Consider the following 20,967-nt stretch of genomic DNA (forward strand, 5'->3'; position numbering starts at 1 on the left):
TTATTTGAAAAAAATATAAAGGGTTTTATTTATTGGAAGCTATATAACTGCCTAATAAAGCTTTCCCTGACTGTTTTGAAAAAGTTCTACCCAGTCTGAATATATTAAACAGCCAAAGGCTTTGATAAACTTGTAATTTGTATTGATAATTTTTTGTTGTCCTGTTCTCAGCTGCATCATAACTGTAAGCAATAGTGTAAGGAAATCCTGAAGGCAGCAACCCGAGGGTAATCATGCTTCCAATCATGGGATTTCCACATGAAGGAGTACGCGTCAGCATTGGATGCAGCGTTATTTTAGCTGCATTGGTACTGTCCTCCACAATTTCATAAATGCCAGAATGTTTTAAAATATCATATTCTTTCTTAAGGTCTTTATTCACCACAAAAGCTTTTTGCTTCGAAAAGTCAGCTTTCGCTCCGTTATACTCTTTAGGATAAGCAGTATACGAAGGAATGCAGCTCCAGAGTGAAACAGAAGTTAAAAAAGAATATATTGCTATTGTAAACATTCTCATCTCCTATTTCTTAATCTGCTTTTTAACGTCTTTTGCTTCTGCTACGATTTCCGGGAAGTCCTTATAGTTCGCAATGATCTGATCACAGGTATAACTTGCCTGATAGTTATCCTTCAGACCGATATAGTTTTTAGCCATCAATACCAATGCTTTGGCTCCCCAATATTCTTCTGATGCATAATTATTGGCAAGCTTAAAGATCGTCTCATTAGAAGATTTGAAAGCTTTTCCTTTATTCTGGTAATACGCTTTTGCATACAGTGCTTCTGCCGCTACCGAAGTGTTGGATGATTTTTCAAGAGAAACATAAGCAGACTGTGCGTCTTTGTCTTTTCCTGAATTCATCAGACTTCTTGCTTTGATTACTTTTGCGGTTTCAATCACCGCTGCCGAGTTTTTAGAATTGGCAATTACCGCATTTGCTAATTTTTCAGCTTCAGAGAAGTTCTTTTCATCTGCATACAGCTTCATCAGCTCAACATTTGCATAATTTTTAATACTGATATCGGAAGAGTTCTTAATTCCTTCGAGATATTTCTTGGCTTCTGCCGTATTCCCCTGAGCAATGAAGATCTGCGCCAGACGGGTTTGGGCATCATCCTGATAATCATTCTGAACACCCGCCACCTCTTGTAAAACAAGCAAAGCTTTCGTTGAGTTGTTCGTTTGATAATAACTTTCTCCCAGTTCATATTTCGCCTGATAAAGACCTTCTCCGGTCGGATTCTGTGTCAGGTACTTCTCATAATAGGAAATTGCATTTTTGTAGTCTTTCTTCGCGAAATACTGTTTTCCTGTAGATAAGTTGATCTCATCAATTTCAGCAGTATCCACGTTTACACCAATGTTTCTTGCAAAGTTCTCGTATCCTGAAACATCCCCGTTTTTCGTAAAGATCGGTTTTGCTGCCTGAACAATCTTCTGAGCATACGCAGTATTTTTGTACTGCTCACCCAGAGATTTCAGTTCAGAAAGTGCTTTGTCATTCTGATTCTGGTCGATATAATTCTGTGCCCTGTAGATCGATGCATTGGCAATCAGATCTTTGTCTGAGGATGTTTTGATCACCTTTCCGAAATAATCATTGGAATTGGCAAAATCATCCTGGGCCGCGTACGCTGTTCCTATTTCATACTGGGCATCATCGTAATATTCAGAATCCGGATATTTAGATAAAAGATTTTTTAAATTATTGATCTTCGCCTGGGTATCTCCTTTAAACCCTAAAGCCATTGCTTTCTGGTACAGCGTATAATCTGTAGCATCTTCATTTTTATCATAAATGGCAATCGCTTCGTTCAGGTCATTATTGGCATAATGGATATCTGCCAAACGAAGTTCTGCATCATTTTTAAACTCAGGTTTCGGATTGGCCAGATATTGTTTGAAATAAGTAGCCGCCTGATCAAATTTCTTAGATTTAAAATAAGCATATCCCAAATCATAAGGCAGCTGCTGTTTTTCAGGGAAGTTTTCGTTAAGAAGTTTTTCATAACGGGCAATGGCAGACGGATAATTCCCTTTCTGATAATATACCTGTGCCAGCCAGTATAAAGCCCTGCTGTTAAATTCTTTATTGATATTAAATCCAAGGCTTCTTAAGAAATATTTCTCCGCCTCATCATAATTCCCTTTGTTGAATTCTTCCGTTCCCAGTAAATAAGAAACTTCCTGATCTACTTTATTGATTTCAGGAGTAGAACTCTGTAACCTGTCGATCGCATTCAGCGTTTCTTTGTAATTTCCTGAATACAGATATGATTTCACCAGCAATGATCTCATTTCCGAAGCATTGGCATCATTCTGATTTCCATTAATATAGCTCTGGATTACCGCAGACGGACTTTCAAACGGGTTACCGATATCGTAGCTTAATTTAGCATACTGCTCGTGGGCCAGTTTTTTCACTTTGGCGTCATAATCCATCTGGTATGAAGAACGGAATGCCGAAAGTGCTTCCTGCTTTTTATCTACCGCCAGGTAAGCATTTCCCAATTGGTAATAAGCATTCTGTGCTAATGCTGAATTGCTGTTAAGAAGCTGGTTGTAATAAGAAACCGCTTCATCATATTTTTTCAGCTGAGCAGCAACAAATCCCATCTCGTATAAATCGTTTTCTGATGGATTCTGCTGTACGCTCAGATAATCTTTCAAATGCGGATAGGCTGAAGTATAATCATTTTTCATGAAGTAGCTTTCCCCTATGATCTTATGGACCTCAGCTTTATAAGAATCCGAAATATTTTCGTTCAGTAAAGCAGTCCCTTCAGAAATAGCCTGGTCATAGTTCTTGTCATTATAGTACATCTGTACATAATAAGGACGCACCAGCTTTGAAAACTTATCCTGATCTTTTATAGAGTCAAAATACTGAAAAGCTTTATCATTTTGCCTGCTGCTGTAATACAAATGACCCAGCATATAAGCAATATCTCCTTTTGGGAAGGATCAGCAGATTTATAAGCCTCTTCAAGGGCATCTATTGCTCCTTTAGAATCTCCGGTCATGAATTTGGCATATCCTAATTTTAGAATATACTGGGTATTTTCCTCTTTTGAAAGCTGGTACTGATTTACTTTTTTCAAAGTCTCCAACGCTTTATCAAAATCTTTCTTAGCCAGATAATAATCGGCTAACGGGAGATTCGCCTGAGCAAAATACGCAGAATTTGGATATTCTTTCATGAAAGCTGTCAACCCATCCTCAGCATGATTTTTCTGAAGAATTACTCCGATCACATTGTCAAAAAACTGTGCGGCTTCCTTTTTTGAACGGGACAGATTCTGATTGTAGAAATATTGTCTTGCGTATTCATACTGGGAAGCGTTGTATATTTTTGTCTGATAGAGATTTTCAGCTAGATTAAATCTATAATTTTCTTTCTGGGTAAAATATTGGGACTGTTGAGCATCGGAGATTCCGAAATAGATCACAGCAGCCGCTAAAAGTATTTTTTTTGATTTCATTCTTCTTGATATAAGAAAATTAGTCTAAATAAGTTAACGAAAATATTAAAAACTTATTGTTTAAGCAAGTTTTAGCAGATGTAATAACCTAAAATGCCAATTCAGCAACAATAAAAAGTTTTCACTGTTTAATGATAAAATTTATTACTTTAGTCTGATAAAATTGAAACAATTTCAGTAAACAGGTATCAAAAATATATTGTGACCTGATACTTTTTCTACAGCAGCTAAAAACATACCATTACATGAAAATTAAGATACTTTTAGCATTAATTTTTGTAAACCTGATGCAGGCTCAAAAATTTCACTTTCCCCAAAAAGCTGTGACAGACTCCCTTGTTTTAGAGAAACAAATGCAGGGTCTGGCACTGCAGGTGATCACCCGCCATCAATTGGTAAACCGGCAAACGGCAAACAAACTCGACTTCCTGGACAATCTTTTCCGCCTACAGATGGTCGCTAAAGACTACCCAAAATCGATCGAAACCCTATCTGATTACCGCAGCCAATATGCAGATCACAATATGGCAGGCAACAGATTCATTGGCTATGAGTTTTACAGCCTGGCTAAAATAGCTGAAAATAACCTCCATATACCTTTTAAAAATGCCCTGTCCAAAGTTTTTACCCAAAAATATGAAAGCCTTACAGACCCCTTGAAGGCCAAGGTGAAAATGATGGTGGACGGAGACGTAAATGATTACAGAAAAAATTTGAAAAAAGCTCTGGATAAACAAAAGGGTAAAGACAGTATTGATTATAATTCAGCTTTAGCATTATGTAAAAGCTACTTAAATTATAAAACCTATTCGGGCATCAAACCGCAAATCATGCAATTGCTGGAGGCTAAAGACCAGGCAAAATTCATCATTGAAACCCGGAATCTTCAAACAAAAAACGGAAATACCCTTGCCATCACTATTGTCAGAAAAAAAGAGAATCCCTCTCCACTTCCTGTCATCCTTACCAATAATATCTATGCCGGCCAGCTTGATGCCTACATCGGGAAAAGAGCGGCGAGCTATAATTATGTGGGCGCTGTTGTGAACACCCGCGGCAAAAGAAACAGCAATGATGAGAACAACCCTTTTGAATATGAATCCCGGGATCTCTATGAAGTGATAGACTGGCTGAGCAGGCAGCCCTGGAGCAATGGAAAAGTGGGAATGATGGGCGGGAGCTATTTAGGTTTCAGCCAGTGGGCCGCTGTAAAAAAACTGCATCCGGCCCTAAAAACAATTGTCCCGCAAGTGGCTGTAGGGGTTGGGATCGATTATCCTGCTCAAAATAATATATTTATGAGCTATATGCTGCAATGGATCCATTATGTCACCAATAATAAATACACCGATGAAGCTGATTTTACCAATTTCACCAAATGGGATTCTATCAATACTGCCTGGTATAAAAGTGGAAAATCATTCAGGGCGTTGGATTCCATAAGTGGGAAGCCTAACAACATATTTCAACGATGGCTGGACCATCCCGGTTATGATCAGTATTGGCAGAAAATGGTCCCCTATCAGGAAGATTTCTCTAAAATCAATATTCCTGTCTTAACCACTACAGGATATTATGACGATGACCAGATAGGAGCTCTTTATTATTTTAAAGAACATTATAAGTACAATAAAAATGCAGAGCATTATATGGTCATAGGGCCTTATAACCATGGAGGAGCCCAAAGCTTTGGATTTACTTATGTTAACGGTAATCCCATAGACCCTGCTGCTAGAATAAGCATTGATGACCTCGCTTTCTCGTGGTTTGATTATATCCTGAAAAACGGGAAGAAACCTGAAATTTTAAAAGATAAAGTCAATTTTCAGATTATGAATACCAATACCTGGAAACATGTTCCCGATCTCGACAAAGTACACACCACCAGCCTTTCTTTCTACCTTCAGGACCGTAAAAACAGAGGATCCGTTTTTGATAAACCCAATCATAAAAGTTTTACCCAACAAGCCGTTGATTTTAAGGACCGGAATAAGAAAGACACTTACTATATGGTGAGTAAAAAAGACAGCATAAAAACAACCAATTCCATTTATTTTGAGAGTGAGGTGCTGGATCATGACCTCATTATCAGTGGAAATCTATCCGGATTCTTCAATGTTTCCATTAACAAAAAAGATTTTGATACAAATACTTATTTATACCAGATACAGCCGGACGGCAAATCGTTTTTATTGTCCACTCATATGGCGAGAGCAAGCTATGCCAGAGATCGTGCGGTGCGAAAACTTCTGGAGCCGAATACAATCGAACAGATCCCCATACATCATTCAATATTTGTCAGCAAAAAAATAGAAAAAGGAAGTAAGCTGCTTTTACTCGTAGGAGTCAATAAAAGTCCTAACTGGCAGATCAATTACGGGACCGGCAAGGATGTAAGTGATGAAACCATACAGGATTCCGGGGAGCCTTTGGAAGTCAGATGGTACAATGACAGCTATGTGGAAATACCTGTTTATAAAGACTAAAGCCTTTTGACTAAGCATTTTTACCTAAATGTTCTTAACGACTGTTAACATCAAAATAAAAAATCATTACATTTGCTTTTTTTCAAATCAAATATAGTTATTGAATGAGTCAACTTTTTAGAAGAAAAATCTATTCAGATACAGATACTTCGACAGGACTTTTAAGAGTCTTAGGTGTATGGGACATTGTATTTTTTGGTATTGCGGCGATTATTGGAGCTGGAAGTTTCAGCAGTTTGGGAGAAGCCGTTTTCAGAGGTGGGCCCGGTGTTATTCTGCTATATTTGATTTGTGGTTTTGCCTGTGGATTTACAGCCTTATGTTACGCTGAATTTGCCAGCAGAATCCCTACGGCAGGTTCTGCCTATACCTATGCCTATGCAAGTTTCGGGGAACTGATTGCCTGGATTATCGGCTGGGCCCTGATCATGGAGTATTCTTTTGGAAATATCTATGTAGCCTTCTCCTGGTCAGATTATTTCACCAGCTTTTTAGGACGGCTGGGAATGCATATCCCGGATTATCTTACCTGCAGCTATACAGAAGCCAGTAAAGCCTTTCACAACGGCTCTGAAAATAAAGAATTACTCAATGCTTGGAATACCGCTCCACTGATCGGAAGTCTGAAATTCATCATCGATATCCCGGCATTGGTGATCAACGGACTGATTACATGGCTTTGTTATGTAGGAGTAAAAGAAAGTAAAAATTTCAACAACTCACTGGTACTTTTAAAATTAGGCGTAATCCTGTTGGTAATCCTCGTGGGATTTGCTTATATCAATACAGACAACTGGACGCCAATAAGTCCGTCAACAGGAAGTCCTTCTTTTATGCCGAACGGCTTCACCGGAGTCATGAGTGCTGTTTCAGGGGTCTTCTTTGCCTATATTGGTTTTGATGCCCTAAGCGTTCTTTCGGAAGAAACAAAAGACCCGCAAAAGACCCTTCCAAAAGGAATGATAATCTCTTTGGTATTGTGTACCGTAATCTATATTGCCCTTACTTTGGTATTAACGGGTATGGTAGACTACAAAAAATTTGACGGTGTGGGTGATCCGCTTTCCTTTATATTTGAAAAAACCAATGCTAATGTAGCCTGGATGGAACTGGTAGTTTCCTTCGTAGCCATCGTTGCGATTACCACTGTATTATTGGTATTCCAAATGGGACAGCCCAGAATCTGGTATGCTATGAGCCGTGACGGATTGATGCCTCAGAAGTTCCTGACCATCCATCCAAAATACAAAACACCTTCTTTTGCCACCATCGTTACAGGTATCGTAGTCGGAATTCCGATCTTATTTACAGATAAAACGTTCATCCTGGATTTTACGAGCATCGGAACGATCTTCGCATTCGTATTAGTGTGTGCCGGAGTTCTTGTTCTTCCTGCCAAAGAAAAGATTAAAGGCAGATTTCACCTCCCGTATATAAACGGTAAAATAATTTTTCCTGTTGTCTTCATCGGCGGCTTAATTGCATTCTATTACTGGCAGCCGGAATTCTTCCATAACCTGATGGATTGGACGGATGCGAAAGAAGGTGAATTCAGGGCTTCCATCTTCTTTTTTATCCTGATCAATCTGGTTTTATGTATTCTGACTTTTGTGAAAAACCTGTCCTTAATCCCGTTAGTGGGTTTAAGCTCATGTTTATACCTTCTTACCGGAATGAGCCATGAAAACTGGTTCTGGTTTGGAATGTGGTTCCTGATCGGCATGGTCATTTACTTCTGTTATGGCTATAAGAACAGTAAACTTGGAAAAGAATTAAAGAAGAGCTAAGATTACTTATAAGCAAAGCAGCGAAAAGGCAAAATGGCAGAAAGGTCGAACCCTATGGACAGACTGATTTGCGGTTTTGCCTTTTTTTTTTTACCTCTGATTAAAAATCGGCAAAATTATTGCTATAGTTCCTACAGAAACCCTAAACTAATGCTTCCATGTCTGAAAGAATAAAAACATACAGAGAGTTTTATCAGTTCTACCTTACTGAGCACAGTAAAACAGGAACACGAATTTTTCATTTTATTGGAACCCTGCTCGTATTTGTAGTCATCGGGTATGTCATCAGCTCAGGAAAAGAAAGGTTTTTATGGTATATTCCAATCGTGGGATATGGCTTTGCGTGGTTCAGCCATGCAGTGATTGAAAGGAACAAACCGGCCACCTTTAAATATCCTTTATGGTCATTAATTTCAGACTTCAGGCTCTTCTTTGAACTGCTGATCGGTAAACAGAAATTTAAGGAAATGAATACTCAGCCTTTCAACCAATCTGCGGAAAAATAGATTGATCTTAAGAAAAGTATTTGAATGCTTACCCTCTTGTGAATATACATTTTGCGAATCCTAAAAATGAGCTTTGATCTTTTTCGGAATGGCAGATACTGCGCATATTTTCACCGGCATTGCTACCCTCCTCTTCATATCTTATAACAGCTTCCATTGACAGCTTTTCTACAAATCTGCAGAATCTGAAAGAGCTGTGGGAGATCTTGTAGGGTAAACGCAAAGGTCCGGGAATTTTAAACAGCATACTGCTTTAAGGCACAAGAAAATCAAATATTATAAGAGATTACTATTCATAATCAGTATTGTTTCTCAAGAATATCATAATGGATCGTATTGATGAACAGATCTGTATCAGGATCTCCTTCAGTTTTAATCCGCTCAGGTATATAGCTCGAAAAAGTCATCGTTTTATCTTTATTTAAAGTCACTATTACTTCTTCAAGAATATGTTTATCATCCACATAGAACTGGATTCTGTTTTCTACCACTCTCCAGAAAGAAAGCCTTGGTTCGGATGGCATGCAATCCCCCACGCTCCCTTCTGCATAATTATACACTGCAAAGCCGTCTTCCCGGATGGCATAATTTCTCATTAAGCGGCAGTTATCAAAATCTTTGATCACTTTCTTTTTGCCCTCATAAAATCCAGCTTCTTTCAGCTTCCAGAATCCTGTAACATCTTCTTTCTTTAATTTCTGGGAACTCATCAAAGAGGGAAAAGATAAAAAGCAGCTAAGGGAAAGCAGTATCCGTATCATTTCTTATTTCTTTTTCTGTTATTATTCTGATGTCTCGGCCATCCTCATCTTCATGCTCTCCCAATCAATAATTCCCTCAAAAATAATCTCGGATGAGAGCAATACAGGGTAGACTTCTTGTTTTCGGGCGGCTTTGCCGCCCGAAAACAAGAAGTCTCTCAAAAACTATGAGTCTGGGCTTTTATTTAAACCTTTTTTTAAAACTAAATTTAAGCCTGTTCATCAGTCCCGGCTCTATAATATCAATCCCCAGTCCAAAATTACTGTCTGCCACTGTATGATGATCAGTTCTGAACTGTTCAAACTCATTCTGAGGAATTTCAAGATTGACCAAAGGATTGGATTCTATATACACACTGGCCCCGTTCTTCGTCACTTTCTTACGGCTCTTGTAATCCAGATAAGCATTCTTTATGGTACTTTCCTGAATGGTATACTTTTCTTCACTGTCAATTTTGTGATCCGTATACAAATTGATCTCATACTTTTCACTATCGAAATTATGCCAGAAAGGAAGGTCTTTATGCATAAAATCCCTTGCACTGGCTTTCACTACATTCCGGTCAAAATACATCAGAAAACGGTTATTCTGAGGGTCTACATAATAAGGGTTTTCAACTGTAGCGGTATATTGGATCTTAACTTCATTCAATTTTTTATCATCACTCACTATATCAATAGATGCATCCTTGAATATATGCCGGATATCAGTCCCGTTTCTGTCATTGGAATAATTAAGACTGTAAAAAAGGAAATTATTCCAGCTGTCTATGATCTCTCTTTTTTGGGTACTTTTGAAATACCTCCTCATAGCATTGGCACGGTTTCCTTTATAGGTAGTGATCAAGTTGAGGATTCCTGTGTTCCCCTTTACATTGAAATCCACTTTTTCATCCACACAGTAATAAGGAAATTTATAAGGCTTTCTAACCTGTAGTTCCTGGTCTCTCTTTACTTCCAGATAATGCATAAAGTACATAAAACCTCTGTTTTCAATCAATCCGAATTCATCACGGATTGTAGCGTCTACAAAATACTCCTGCCCTTTATAGTTAATTTTTACCACAACGTGGTTGAAACTTAACAGAGATGGCAGATAATATTTAATATAATAGTCGGTATTAAAATTGACCAGCACCACTGATGCATCCACTCCGATATAATCGAGAATCACTTTCAGCAAAACCGATTTTGCCTTGCAGTCTCCCTGCTTGTTCTCATACGTTAGGGATGGTTCCTGAGGCTTATGTCCGTTCATTTCATCTGCATTGAAGATATAGTAGATATAATTTTGAACATATTCTATGGCAAACTGAAGTTTTTCATCCGGGTTGGCGACAGCATCCAGCTTTTCAACCAGATTGGGAGCAAAATCTTTTAAAGAAGCCTTAGTGAAAACATCCTCATAGATCGGGACAATATAGTTGGAAAGATCTTTCCAGGTACTTTTGGTCGCAAAATCTACGTATGGGAAAATTTCACGCCCGGAATCTACAGGATTAATATAGTTATGCTCTTCAATCACAAAACGCTCGCCTTTCTTCAGATCATTGATTTCAGGGTCCAAAACATTCCCCTGCTCATTTCTGAAGAATGTTTTTTTATAAGCTATCGTTTGCTCCCGCTCATTGATGAACGTGAATTTAAAATGACCATATGCCCAGTAATTATCCGGGCTTACCCAAACATATTTCGAAAACTCTTTTCTAAGAAAATCACGGTCTGTAAACTCTTTGATCCGGGAATCTTCTAAAATCAGCACATCATATAATCTAAGGTCCCTGATCGTAATATTGATTTTCTTATTACTGCTCAGCACGCCTCCGCTGCTCTGGTTCTCGCTATCCAATACTTTAATTTTCGTATCTGGAATTTTATCGATCAGCACCCCATCCCTTAGCACGCTGATCCTATGGATTTGGTACACTTCATTTTCTTCTACGACAACATCAGAAACAGAGGCTCTTTCTAAGTTTCCAGGCTCATTCAGTGTATAGGCCATGCAGACATACTCACTGTTTTCTTTATTACTTGTATAATATTTTTTATCTAAAAAATAGCAGTAATCCCGGCCTTCATCAATCTGTTTTCCGGCAAATTCAGAGTCCTTAATTCTGTCTATAATTTCCTGATCTCCAATATTTCCCGCCCATGCCTCAGGCTTTTGAATCTTATAATTTTCAACTTGAATTTGATTATCCATATTGTATTAATAATTGTATTTTTTGGTTATAAATCATTAAGGACCTCAAATTAAACAATTAAAAAAGTAAAAAACAATAGCAGAAGTGCGACAATTCACGGAAAGTTTCGGCATGGTAATTGCGAGGTAAGTCGAAAATCAAGTTTATGAAAAGTATAGCAACAGTTCTAAAAGGGGCAGCTCCCGCATTAGCATTATTTGCAATGACACAATGTACAACTACCGCCGGAGCATCCGCTGCTGATGAAAAAACATTCATCGTAGGGGCGCAAACAGAAGACTGTACAGGAGTAGCTCCAATGAAATGTCTGCAGGTAAAAGAAAAAAATTCTGAAAGCTGGACTCATCTGTACAGCAATATTGAAGGTTTTACTTATGAGCCGGGGTATGAATATGTTTTAAAAGTAAAAACCGAAAAAATTGCCAATCCGCCCGCTGACGGATCTTCTATAAAGTATACTCTGGTAAAGCAGGTTTCCAAAACGAAAAAAGAAGGCGCTGATGCCGGTCAAAAAACACTTATTATAGGATCACAGACGGTAGATTGCTCGGCAGGAGCAGGACGCATGAAATGCTTACAGGTAAAAGAAAATGCCTCTGACAGCTGGACTCATTTCTACAGCAATATTGAAGGATTCGATTATGAACCGGGATACGAATATGTTGTACAGGTAAAAACTGAAAAAATCGCTAATCCTCCGGCAGATGCCTCATCCATAAAATACACCCTGATCAAACAGGTTTCCAAGACTAAAAAATAATAAAAAAGCTCCCGAAAATTTTTCGGGAGCTTTTTTTATTGAGATCGGAAGACGGAAGAATAAGCGGAAGTCATTTTTAGACGATCAAGGATGAATCAGCATATGACCAATCTTTTTTTAAGATCTATTAAGCTTCAAAAACTGATTCCTGATATTTCCAGACTTCAGGAACTTTCTTCTTACGGCTTCTGTTTTTATATTAAAACCCGGACTCTTTTTGCGGCGGATCGGGATATTTTCCTTTAGTGGCCTCTCCTACTGTATTCGCAGTGGTCATCGCTACCACAAGATCATTCAGCATTCCGCTTGCGGCAGTTGGTGAGTTGGGCAATAAAACCAGATTACTTCTGTTGCTGGCTCCCACAGAATGTAAGGTATCATAATGCTGAGTCACCACAATCAAAGCAGATGCTTCATGGGAATTAATATCAACATTATTCAGCATTCTTACAGATTCTTCAAGCCCTTTTGCAATTTCTCTTCTTTGGTCTGCAATCCCCTGCCCTTGCAGCTTCTTGGATTCTGCCTCAGCTTTTGCAACGGCTACAATTCTGATTCTCTGGGCCTCTGATTCATATTCTGCGGCTGTTTTTTCTCTTTCCGCAGCATTGATCCTGTTCATGGCATGTTTCACCTGTTCATCGGGATCGATATCAGTAACTAATGCCTTAATGATATCATAACCGTAACTTTGCATCGCTTCCTGCAGTTCCCCTTTTACCGCAATCGCAATATCATCTTTTTTCACGAAAACATCATCCAGCTTCAATTTGGGAACTTCCGCTCTTACCACATCAAACACATAAGAGGTTATCTGATTTTCAGGATTTTCCAACCGATAATAAGCATCTCCAACCTGGGTTCTTATAACCTGGTATTGAACCGATATTTTCATTTTAATAAAAACATTATCCAATGTTTTCGTATCAATCATGACATCTAATTGCTGAATTCTGAGATTCAATCTTTTTGCAATCTGATCAATAACCGGAAGTTTCAGGTGAAGCCCGGAATGTTTTACTCCATGGAATTTACCGAAACGTTCTATAATTACCGCGGTCTCCTGCTTTACAACAAAGAACGAAGCAAACAAAATAATAAGCCCGAAAAGAATAACGGGTGCCAGATATATACCCATAGTTTAATTTTTTAGTAATAAGTAGTAATAATTCATGTTTTGTTAAAACAAATCAGCTTATTTTACCCAAAAGTTTGTTTTTAAACACTTTAGGAAGCTGAAACAGTTTTCATAAATATACTACTTATTTTTAAACTAAACGGTCATTCCAATATCAATTCCTTTAATTTTTCTATAGAGGTCGGTAGCGTAATTATCTGTCATTCCGGAAACAAAATCAATAATCCCGAGAACTTTTTGATAGTCTGTTCCGTTGTCATATACAAACTGTCTTGGAAGAAGCTTCAGCGCCTTTTTATCATAAGACTTTCTTTCCTCGTCAGGTTTCAGAATGGAAGGTATAAAATGATCCAGCAGTTCATACATTACATTTATACCCCGCATTTTCAATTTCCACTACGGCTTTGTGATTATAAATCTTTTCAATGGAAAAAGATTCTATATCATTGAGAGCTCTGTTTTCAGATTTGTACACATCCAGAAGCGCCTTATCCATATTTCCCTGAAGGACGGTTTCAAAGTTCTGTTTATAGATTTCAAGTGACTTATTGATCAGCGCGTTGATGGCTTTCGCCCTCAGGTAAGAGATTTTTTCATTTTCGTTGGAAATGGAAGCCAGTTTATTTTTTACCCGGTCTATGTCATTGCTTTCAGACTTTACCAGTTCAACAAACAGATTTTCACAGTCGGAAGTCGATACAATTCCCAATCGGTGAGCATCCTCCATATCAATAATGTTGTAACAGATATCATCTGCTGCTTCTACCAGCCATACAAAAGGATGTCTTTTGAAAATATGAGGTTCTTCGCTTTCAGAAATCAGCTGAGTTCCTTTGGCAATTTCAAGGAATATATCTTTTTCATTCTGGAAAAATCCAAACTTTTTCCGGTGAATAATCCCTTTTTCTTGGCAATGGCTTCACAAGGATATTTGGCAATACTGGCGAGGGTAGAAAAAGTAAGCTGGATCCCTCCGGCATCTTTTCCCTGCTGCTGCTGGGCCAATACCCTGATGGCATTTGCATTTCCTTCAAAATTCACCAGATCTGCCCATTCCTTTTCATTGAATTTTGTTTTCAGGTCTTTTTCATTCCTTTCAAAATAGCTTGCAATAGCATCTTCACCCGAATGTCCAAACGCAGGATTACCCACATCATGGCACAGGCATGCAGCCGCTATTACATTTCCTAAATTATATAGATAAAAATTCCTCGAATCTTCAGTAAGATCATTTTTAAAGTCTTCAGCGATAAATTCACCAATAATACTTCCTAAACTTCTACCTACCGACGATACTTCTAAAGAATGCGTCAGCCTGTTATGTACAAAAACACTTCCCGGAAGAGGAAAAACCTGAGTTTTATTTTGCAGCCTTCTAAAGGCAGAAGAGAATATAATTCTGTCGAAATCCCTTTGAAAATCAGTTCTTGATGCTTTGGTATGTGGATTGTTTCCTGTACGTTGATTGGTAAAAATCTGGTTTAAATTCATCATTTTTCAAAATTACTCCAAATTTTAGTTTTACGGAATAGTATTTAAACTTTTATTAGAACAGCTTTTTATATAAATTTAAGATATATACTTGCCTTAACCCATTTCCTGCAATGATTGATATTAACCCTATTTATAATGCATTCCCATTTGTGGGGTAAGCCCGCATTTATAACTATAGGAAATCATTGACAATCTTGAAGAAAACTTGAAAAGAAGTCTACAACCTTAACCGGCGATTATACCATCAGCGGCTCCTGTGCCATTCAAGGAACTCATTGAGCAGCTTTTTTAATGGACTACAATCCTATTTAAAAAATCTATGCCACTCACTGTTTTTTCCGCTGGCAAAACAATAGAAAACGTTTTACCTTTGAAAGAGCTTAAAAATTCAGCTTACCTATAATTGATTAAAAAATGTTTACCAATGAAAGACAATACATGGCTTGAGAAATGGGAGGAGAGATACAGCAACGAAGAATTCGTATACGGAATACAGTCCAATAATTATTTACGGCAACAACTGGAACAGGTAAATCCGGGATCCATTCTCTTTCCTGCCGACGGCGAGGGACGAAATTCTGTTTACGCCGCCCTGCAGGGGTGGAGAGCTTCCGCATTTGATATCAGCTATGAAGGTCAAAGGAAAGCTTTACAACTTGCAGAAGAAAATAAAGTAACGATCGACTATAAGGTTGGGGAATTACCGGCATTAGGATACCAGGAGCAACAGTTCGATGCTGTAGCGCTTATCTATGCTCATTTCCCTGCTGAGATCAAATCTTCAATGCATAGAATGCTTGATCAGTATCTCCGTAAAGGGGGTCTGATTATTTTCGAAGCCTTCAGCAAAAATCATCTTGAATATATCGCACGAAATGAAAAAATCGGCGGTCCTAAAGATATTGAATCTTTATTTTCCATTGATGAAATCAGGTCCGACTTCCCGGACTATGATATTCTGGAATTGGCAGAAACTGAAGTGGAACTTGAAGAAGGGCTGTTTCATAACGGAACCGGTTCTGTGATCCGGTTTACGGGAAGAAAACGATAGACATCTGTAGAGGCCACAGCATGTTATAATCACTGTGGCCTGTTTAATAAAAAAGCAGATAGATTTTCACTGCAACTTTACGCTTTACGGAATGGTATTTGAACTTTTATTGCAAAAAATAAAAGCTATGCCTGAAGGTCCATCCATAATTTTAATGAAAGAAAACCTGCAACAGTTTGCCGGTCAGAAAGTAACAGAAGCGTCAGGGAATGCTAAATTTGAAAAAGAGCCTTTCGTTGGCCAGACTCTTCTTGAAATCCGTACATTCGGAAAACAGACTTATCTGGTTTTTGAGAAGGCGGCAATCCGGATCCACTTATTGATGTTCGGATCTTACAGTATTGATGAACAGACCAAACCGGACAAAAGCCTTCGCTTAGCATTAGTCTTTTCGACCCATGGAATGTATTTCTATACGTGTTCTGTAAAACCTGTTGACCTAGAATATCTGTCTGCTATAGATTGGGAAGCTGATGTCATGAGTGACTTGTGGAGCCCGGAGAAAGCAGAAAAAAAACTGAAATCCAACCCTGAAATGATGGTCTGTGATGCCCTGATGGATCAGGATATTTTTTCAGGGGTCGGAAATATTATCAAAAATGAGGTTCTTTTCAGAACAGGAATCCAGCCTGAGAGTATAACAGGGCATCTTCCCGCCAAAAAACGAAAAGAGCTGATTAAGGAAGCCAGGAATTACAGCTATGATTTCCTGGACTGGAAAAGGGATTTCACCCTGAAAAAGCATTGGCTCGTTCATACCAAAAAGACATGTCCGATATGTGGACAAAAGCTCATCAAGAAGCAGACAGGAAAGGGAAAAAGACGAAGTTTTTACTGTGAAAAAGATCAGAAACGGTACTGAAATCAGTCATAATTTAAAAAACCACCGGCATATTTTGCGAAAAATTCAGCCCTGTACACTTCCCCTATGGGAATCTCCGAGTTTTCGATATAGATATTATGGTTATCAAATGAATCAATGGAGTCTGCATTCACCACATATGATTTGCTGACCCGTATAAATTTTTCACTGGAAATCTTTTGATGAATGGTTTTCAGGTTCATCGCGGTAATCAGCTTCTGCTGCCTGGTATGGATCACTACATAATCTTTTAACCCTTCTATAAATTTAATATCTGAAAAGCCGATCTTGTAAAACCGTCTTTCAGCTTTGATGAATAAAAAATCAGCCGTATTAGATTCTACGGTGTTTTTAATGGTATCCTTAGACAAAAGCTCTGTATATAAGACTGCTTTTTCAATAGCTTTTTTCAATCTTTGGGGATCAATGGGTTTCAGCAGGTAATCCACTGCTTCAAGTTCATAGCTTTTCAGGGCATATTGGGAATATGCTGTGGTAAAAATAACCAGAGATCTGTTAGGGAGCATTTCCGCAAATTCCAGACCTGTCACCATAGGCATTTCAATATCAAGAAAAATAAGATCTGCATCATTGTCCTTCAGAAATTCCAGGGCAGCCGGAGCATTGGAAAACTCACCAAGGATCTCCATCTTTGACGTTTCATTGATCAGCGATTTCATTTCTGCTCTGGCCAGGGGTTCATCATCAACGATAATACAGTTCATTATATTGGAATTTTTAAATTAACGGTATATTCTTCATCCCCGGAATCTATCCGGAGTTCAAATGTAGTATGATACAGAAGTTCCAGCCTTCTCTTAATATTGGCAAGCCCAAGTCCGCTGCTCTTTTTGTCCAGAACAGAGTAATCCAGATTCCTGGAGTTTACACATTTAAAATGGAGCTCTTTGTTCTCAATACCGATTTCTATTGTAATATAAGATTCTTTTCCGCTGATATCAATACTATGTTTTACTGCATTTTCTACGAAGGTTGTAAATAGATTGGGAGGGATAAAACAGGTATTTATTGTTCTTCTGTCTGCTTCCGTATGAATTTCAAAAGAGAAATTTTCCCGTCTTATTTTTTCAAGATTTAAAAAATTAGACAAAAAATCAATTTCTGAGGTCAGCAACGTCTTTTCCTCACCGCTTTCATAAAGCTGATACCGCAGAAACTCTGAAAACTTTACAATCACGACGGATGCTTTCTCAGGATCTGTTCTGATCAGCGCCTTTACATTATTCAGCATATTGAACAGAAAGTGCGGATTGATCTGATTTCTGAGTTCATTTAGTTCCATATTCAATGTAAGATTACTCAGTTCATTGATTTTTTTATTATCATTGATCCATTTCTGCAGAAGTTTGACGGTAGTAGTGGTCAGAATAATAGGAATGCACATCAGTATTCCTTCATAGATTCCTCCTTTTTCGTTATTATCTGTCTGGATATTTTCAACCCTAAAATCAGAAAAAAAGAGTGAAATCCATAGGCTATGATATTCAGCCCCACCACTCCCATGAGGACCAGCAATACCAGGTAACTGATGTAGTGTGCTTTAAAGAAAAACCTGGGCACTAATACATAGATATTAATATATACCATGGCAATCAATATGGTATATACAAAAAATAATACATAGTACTGGTACGTCCCGGAATACCAATGCCAAAACCTTGCGCTGTACAGCAGAAAGAAAAAGAAAACCAGAAACAGCAGGTGCCTGTACAGCCTGTACCGACTTTCTATCAGAAAATCGATCACAGGGGTTTCTTTAAATTTCCATGGACTGTATTTCATCATGATCCGACCCGTTTTAAGACCACAAAAATAGGCAATCCCATCATGTACACCTATTATATTATACAAAACCTTCATTTTATTATACCAATTCTATTCCTTCAGATTTCGTATAAAATCCCGGCTGTTTTGTATAAAAATAATTCTATGCAGTTCTATTCTCACTTCCTTTGTCCTGTTTAATTAAATGCGTATGGAACTAGCCACTTTTCAGGAATTAACTGAAGAAATAACATCAGAATGTTTTTTTATGACCGAATCCCAGCAGGAAGAAAAAGTAATACAGCTTATTGACCTTCATCATTTTGTAGAATGTTTTGATCCGAAAATAGAGATCGTCAGCTACCTCCGCCACCCTATTAATATTATAAAACAGAATAACCTTTCCCTAGGGATTTTATTTTATGATCTGAAATATTCTTCATTTCCTGATAGTAATATTTCTGAAGAATTCAAAAGGAAGTACAATCTTTCAGAACTTTGGTTTGTATTTGTAGAAGAAGATTTTGTTGACGAAACGGCCTCTCATTCTGACTGCATCATCGAAAACAGCCTGGATATCTTCTATGACAGGATTTTTTTATTCAACTTTTTTCAATCTAGTATTCTACCCCTAAAATAAAACCATGAAAACACTGAGAAGAGCATTGGTGCCCCTGGCCATGATTCCGCTGAAAAATATTGCCTATGCTCTAAAAAAAGACAGCATTCCTATAAAGGTACGTGCTTTTTTGCCGATAAGTTTCCGCAGGCCCGGGATTTTAATATCGATTACACCTTTGTTACTCCTTACACTTCATCATCTCATCTTCAGGGCAGCAGATTACCGGACAATAAAGTGGCAGGCTTTCAGCAGGTGAAAGCCAATGCCAATATTTATTTTATTAAAAACAAAAACTGGCTTTTGAGTACAGCATTGAACTATCGATACACTTCGCTACAAACCGAAAACCCGGAGGTTTTACAGCCAGCCAGTACCCACGGAGATTTTCATTATCATTCGGAAGCTCTTACGCTAAGCTATTTCTCAAAATTATTAGGAAAAACATCCATCTACTCTGCCAGTCTATCCACAGATGGCAGCGATGAGCATTTTGAGCGGATCAGAGGAATGGTGACGGCCTCTCTGATTCTTAAAGCCAATTCAAAAACTAAAATGATGCTGGGGCTGGCAGGTATTATTGACCCCAGTTCGCAGATTCCCATACTTCCCATCTTTACCTATGAAAACAGGTTCAGTAACGGCTGGGTACTTGACGTCCTGCTTCCTAAAAAAATTCTGGTCAGAAAGAATATTTCTAACAACGGAAGAGTATCAATAGGAACAGAAATGGACAACACTTCTTATTATATCTATCATAATAACAATACTTATGAATTTCGCCAGATAGACCTGAATTCAGGAGCCATCTATGAACATAACCTTGGGGGAAATTTGATGGGAACTTTTAAGGCAGGAATAAAAACAGTACTGAACACACGGGTTTTCAATAAAGAGGAATCTTTTAAAAATTATATTTGGGAAGCAAGCTATCAGCCGTCATTTTATTTCAACGCCGGGATATCTTATAACCCATTTGGAAGATCAGGGAAGAAATAGTATTTTCTGAAGTATTCAATAGCCTTTTTATGCTGTACCCATTCAGAAAATGGCATTGTATTGATCGGACAGATAAAGAAAGCCAGGATGCTTTATTTTTGACCCTTAATGCGTTCCCATTTTTGAGAAAACATTAATCACAATAACTCCAGCCACAATCAGTGCAATTCCGATAATCGCCGGTAAGTCCGGCACCTGCTTAAAAGCTATAATTCCGATCATGGTAATAAAAACGATCCCTACTCCTGACCAGATCGCATAGGTGATCCCTACAGGAATCTGACGAAGGGTAAGACTTAAGAAATAAAAAGCACAGGCATATCCTGTTACAGTCACCACGGAAGGCCATAATTTTGAAAATTCTTCAGATTTTTTCAGAAAAGTGGTGGCTATGATCTCAAATATAATTGCTAAGGCAAGGAAAATATAACTGCGTCCCATCGTTGATTCTTTATACAAAAGTAATAAAAACAGATCTGGTATCTGCTTCATCATGATGATGGAATGTACAGAAACTTGGTCAGTTCTCTCAGGTCATTAAGTTAAAAACATCCCTGAATAAGGAGTTATTTCAATATCCCACAAATTAATTCATAGAAATTAACCTTTTTCAACGGCATCTGTTCTTTGAAAAAAATAAACCTAGTTTATTATCAATAAACCATTTACACCTATATAATTCCACGATTTAATTCTCCAACATATGAATAACAAACTGATTAAAGTCAGGTAACATGCTCATTTTCTATTCGTTTTGTCATAAAAAAGGAATTACATTTTGTCATAAAAGCTGACAGGTGACAAAAATTCCAGCACAAAAAAACATTCGGAAAAATAAATTTTCTTAACATAGAAATCACTTTTACGCTAAAAATTTACCCTCTAAAATGAAGCCGGATCCCAATATTATGCTATGCATTATTTATTATTTGTTTTATCAAGTCTGCTATAGAAGTCTTTAAACAGTTAACGTTTTCACATAATTTTACAGATAGAATAATAAAAGTATTAATAAATTCTCAATAATGTATT

The 20,967-nt window shown here is 37.8% G+C and carries 17 protein-coding genes and 2 pseudogenes; 9 read left to right on the forward strand and 10 right to left on the reverse strand.

Features of this window, described 5'->3' with window-relative positions:
* Nucleotides 1-25 precede the first annotated feature (25 nt).
* Both MUW56_RS01545 and MUW56_RS01550 read right to left on the reverse strand, forming a co-directional pair.
* Nucleotides 26-511, reverse strand: a complete 486-nt coding sequence (locus tag MUW56_RS01545; RefSeq protein WP_292011527.1) for a hypothetical protein — start codon at nucleotides 509-511, stop codon at nucleotides 26-28.
* A gap of 9 nt (nucleotides 512-520) precedes the next feature.
* Nucleotides 521-3,483, reverse strand: a pseudogene (locus MUW56_RS01550) (tetratricopeptide repeat protein).
* A gap of 245 nt (nucleotides 3,484-3,728) precedes the next feature.
* On the opposite strand from MUW56_RS01550, the gene MUW56_RS01555 reads away from it, so the two are divergent.
* From MUW56_RS01555 to MUW56_RS01565, 3 genes are all read left to right on the forward strand, one after another.
* A complete protein-coding gene (locus tag MUW56_RS01555) occupies nucleotides 3,729-5,969 on the forward strand; it encodes a CocE/NonD family hydrolase (protein ID WP_292011528.1) in 2,241 nt (746 codons plus the stop codon).
* 104 nt (nucleotides 5,970-6,073) lie between these two features.
* Nucleotides 6,074-7,756 (forward strand): APC family permease, encoded by a 1,683-nt coding sequence (locus tag MUW56_RS01560; RefSeq protein ID WP_292011529.1) that lies wholly within the window; start codon nucleotides 6,074-6,076, stop codon nucleotides 7,754-7,756.
* A 158-nt stretch (nucleotides 7,757-7,914) separates the two neighbouring features.
* The gene (locus MUW56_RS01565; RefSeq protein ID WP_292011530.1) at nucleotides 7,915-8,262 is read left to right on the forward strand and encodes a DUF962 domain-containing protein; all 348 of its coding nucleotides are present in this window, start codon (nucleotides 7,915-7,917) and stop codon (nucleotides 8,260-8,262) included.
* A gap of 299 nt (nucleotides 8,263-8,561) precedes the next feature.
* Here the strand turns inward: MUW56_RS01565 and MUW56_RS01570 are convergent, their stop codons facing one another.
* Together MUW56_RS01570 and MUW56_RS01575 are read right to left on the reverse strand one after the other, a co-directional pair.
* Nucleotides 8,562-9,023 (reverse strand): lipocalin family protein, encoded by a 462-nt coding sequence (locus MUW56_RS01570; protein WP_292011531.1) that lies wholly within the window; start codon nucleotides 9,021-9,023, stop codon nucleotides 8,562-8,564.
* Between the two features lie 181 nt (nucleotides 9,024-9,204).
* Nucleotides 9,205-11,226: a DUF3857 domain-containing protein gene (locus MUW56_RS01575; protein ID WP_292011532.1), complete on the reverse strand. Its 2,022-nt coding sequence runs from the start codon at nucleotides 11,224-11,226 to the stop codon at nucleotides 9,205-9,207.
* A gap of 146 nt (nucleotides 11,227-11,372) precedes the next feature.
* Here MUW56_RS01575 and MUW56_RS01580 point away from each other — a divergent pair, with 146 nt between their 5' ends.
* Complete coding sequence (locus tag MUW56_RS01580; RefSeq protein WP_292011533.1) at nucleotides 11,373-11,987, forward strand: DUF4377 domain-containing protein; 615 nt, start codon at nucleotides 11,373-11,375, stop codon at nucleotides 11,985-11,987.
* 199 nt (nucleotides 11,988-12,186) lie between these two features.
* Here MUW56_RS01580 and MUW56_RS01585 read toward each other — a convergent pair whose 3' ends face one another.
* Both MUW56_RS01585 and MUW56_RS01590 read right to left on the reverse strand, forming a co-directional pair.
* Nucleotides 12,187-13,125: an SPFH domain-containing protein gene (locus MUW56_RS01585; RefSeq protein ID WP_292011534.1), complete on the reverse strand. Its 939-nt coding sequence runs from the start codon at nucleotides 13,123-13,125 to the stop codon at nucleotides 12,187-12,189.
* 135 nt (nucleotides 13,126-13,260) lie between these two features.
* Nucleotides 13,261-14,616 (reverse strand): annotated as a pseudogene (locus MUW56_RS01590) (deoxyguanosinetriphosphate triphosphohydrolase).
* 427 nt (nucleotides 14,617-15,043) lie between these two features.
* Between MUW56_RS01590 and MUW56_RS01595 the strand changes: the two are divergent.
* Together MUW56_RS01595 and MUW56_RS01600 are read left to right on the forward strand one after the other, a co-directional pair.
* Nucleotides 15,044-15,670 carry a bifunctional 2-polyprenyl-6-hydroxyphenol methylase/3-demethylubiquinol 3-O-methyltransferase UbiG gene (locus MUW56_RS01595; RefSeq protein ID WP_292011535.1) on the forward strand — a complete coding sequence of 209 codons (627 nt, stop codon included), beginning with the start codon at nucleotides 15,044-15,046 and terminating at the stop codon, nucleotides 15,668-15,670.
* A gap of 127 nt (nucleotides 15,671-15,797) precedes the next feature.
* On the forward strand, nucleotides 15,798-16,532 hold the full coding sequence (locus MUW56_RS01600; protein WP_292011536.1) for a DNA-formamidopyrimidine glycosylase family protein: 735 nt from the start codon (nucleotides 15,798-15,800) through the stop codon (nucleotides 16,530-16,532).
* Nucleotides 16,533-16,534: 2 nt separating this feature from the next.
* On the opposite strand, the gene MUW56_RS01605 is transcribed toward MUW56_RS01600, so the two are convergent.
* Genes MUW56_RS01605 through MUW56_RS01615 form a run of 3 tightly spaced genes read right to left on the reverse strand, consistent with a single transcriptional unit; the run spans nucleotide 16,535 to nucleotide 18,338 of the window.
* Entirely contained in the window at nucleotides 16,535-17,257 is a 723-nt protein-coding gene (locus MUW56_RS01605; protein ID WP_292011537.1) for a LytTR family DNA-binding domain-containing protein, read from the reverse strand.
* Nucleotides 17,257-17,937 (reverse strand): sensor histidine kinase, encoded by a 681-nt coding sequence (locus MUW56_RS01610; protein ID WP_292011538.1) that lies wholly within the window; start codon nucleotides 17,935-17,937, stop codon nucleotides 17,257-17,259. The genes MUW56_RS01605 and MUW56_RS01610 overlap by 1 nt, the downstream gene beginning before the upstream one ends.
* Complete coding sequence (locus tag MUW56_RS01615) at nucleotides 17,937-18,338, reverse strand: hypothetical protein (protein ID WP_292011539.1); 402 nt, start codon at nucleotides 18,336-18,338, stop codon at nucleotides 17,937-17,939. Before MUW56_RS01615 ends, MUW56_RS01610 begins: the two co-directional genes overlap by 1 nt.
* A gap of 190 nt (nucleotides 18,339-18,528) precedes the next feature.
* Between MUW56_RS01615 and MUW56_RS01620 the strand changes: the two genes are divergently transcribed.
* The 3 genes from MUW56_RS01620 to MUW56_RS01630 are packed head-to-tail and all read left to right on the forward strand — an operon-like array spanning nucleotide 18,529 to nucleotide 19,935.
* Nucleotides 18,529-18,957, forward strand: coding sequence for a hypothetical protein (locus MUW56_RS01620; protein WP_292011540.1), 429 nt, complete (start codon nucleotides 18,529-18,531; stop codon nucleotides 18,955-18,957).
* Nucleotides 18,958-18,961: 4 nt separating this feature from the next.
* Nucleotides 18,962-19,195: a hypothetical protein gene (locus tag MUW56_RS01625; protein ID WP_292011541.1), complete on the forward strand. Its 234-nt coding sequence runs from the start codon at nucleotides 18,962-18,964 to the stop codon at nucleotides 19,193-19,195.
* A complete protein-coding gene (locus MUW56_RS01630) occupies nucleotides 19,174-19,935 on the forward strand; it encodes a DUF6268 family outer membrane beta-barrel protein (RefSeq protein ID WP_292011542.1) in 762 nt (253 codons plus the stop codon). Before MUW56_RS01625 ends, MUW56_RS01630 begins: the two co-directional genes overlap by 22 nt.
* A gap of 105 nt (nucleotides 19,936-20,040) precedes the next feature.
* On the opposite strand, the gene MUW56_RS01635 is transcribed toward MUW56_RS01630, so the two are convergent.
* Complete coding sequence (locus MUW56_RS01635; protein WP_292015360.1) at nucleotides 20,041-20,376, reverse strand: SMR family transporter; 336 nt, start codon at nucleotides 20,374-20,376, stop codon at nucleotides 20,041-20,043.
* Nucleotides 20,377-20,967: the final 591 nt, after the last annotated feature.

It is taken from the genome of Chryseobacterium sp., from assembly GCF_022869225.1.
Classification (GTDB): Bacteria; Bacteroidota; Bacteroidia; order Flavobacteriales; family Weeksellaceae; genus Chryseobacterium.

What these genes read in the sequence shown, in the direction of transcription:
- MUW56_RS01610 (WP_292011538.1), bottom strand. Translation starts at nt 17,937, where the DNA reads ATGTGCATTCCTATTATTCTGACCACTACTACCGTCAAACTTCTGCAG.
- MUW56_RS01580 (WP_292011533.1), top strand. Translation starts at nt 11,373, where the DNA reads ATGAAAAGTATAGCAACAGTTCTAAAAGGGGCAGCTCCCGCATTAGCA.
- MUW56_RS01555 (WP_292011528.1), top strand. Translation starts at nt 3,729, where the DNA reads ATGAAAATTAAGATACTTTTAGCATTAATTTTTGTAAACCTGATGCAG.
- MUW56_RS01545 (WP_292011527.1), bottom strand. Translation starts at nt 511, where the DNA reads ATGTTTACAATAGCAATATATTCTTTTTTAACTTCTGTTTCACTCTGG.
- MUW56_RS01620 (WP_292011540.1), top strand. Translation starts at nt 18,529, where the DNA reads ATGGAACTAGCCACTTTTCAGGAATTAACTGAAGAAATAACATCAGAA.
- MUW56_RS01595 (WP_292011535.1), top strand. Translation starts at nt 15,044, where the DNA reads ATGAAAGACAATACATGGCTTGAGAAATGGGAGGAGAGATACAGCAAC.
- MUW56_RS01565 (WP_292011530.1), top strand. Translation starts at nt 7,915, where the DNA reads ATGTCTGAAAGAATAAAAACATACAGAGAGTTTTATCAGTTCTACCTT.
- MUW56_RS01570 (WP_292011531.1), bottom strand. Translation starts at nt 9,023, where the DNA reads ATGATACGGATACTGCTTTCCCTTAGCTGCTTTTTATCTTTTCCCTCT.
- MUW56_RS01600 (WP_292011536.1), top strand. Translation starts at nt 15,798, where the DNA reads ATGCCTGAAGGTCCATCCATAATTTTAATGAAAGAAAACCTGCAACAG.
- MUW56_RS01635 (WP_292015360.1), bottom strand. Translation starts at nt 20,376, where the DNA reads ATGGGACGCAGTTATATTTTCCTTGCCTTAGCAATTATATTTGAGATC.
- MUW56_RS01625 (WP_292011541.1), top strand. Translation starts at nt 18,962, where the DNA reads ATGAAAACACTGAGAAGAGCATTGGTGCCCCTGGCCATGATTCCGCTG.
- MUW56_RS01615 (WP_292011539.1), bottom strand. Translation starts at nt 18,338, where the DNA reads ATGATGAAATACAGTCCATGGAAATTTAAAGAAACCCCTGTGATCGAT.
- MUW56_RS01585 (WP_292011534.1), bottom strand. Translation starts at nt 13,125, where the DNA reads ATGGGTATATATCTGGCACCCGTTATTCTTTTCGGGCTTATTATTTTG.
- MUW56_RS01575 (WP_292011532.1), bottom strand. Translation starts at nt 11,226, where the DNA reads ATGGATAATCAAATTCAAGTTGAAAATTATAAGATTCAAAAGCCTGAG.
- MUW56_RS01605 (WP_292011537.1), bottom strand. Translation starts at nt 17,257, where the DNA reads ATGAACTGTATTATCGTTGATGATGAACCCCTGGCCAGAGCAGAAATG.
- MUW56_RS01560 (WP_292011529.1), top strand. Translation starts at nt 6,074, where the DNA reads ATGAGTCAACTTTTTAGAAGAAAAATCTATTCAGATACAGATACTTCG.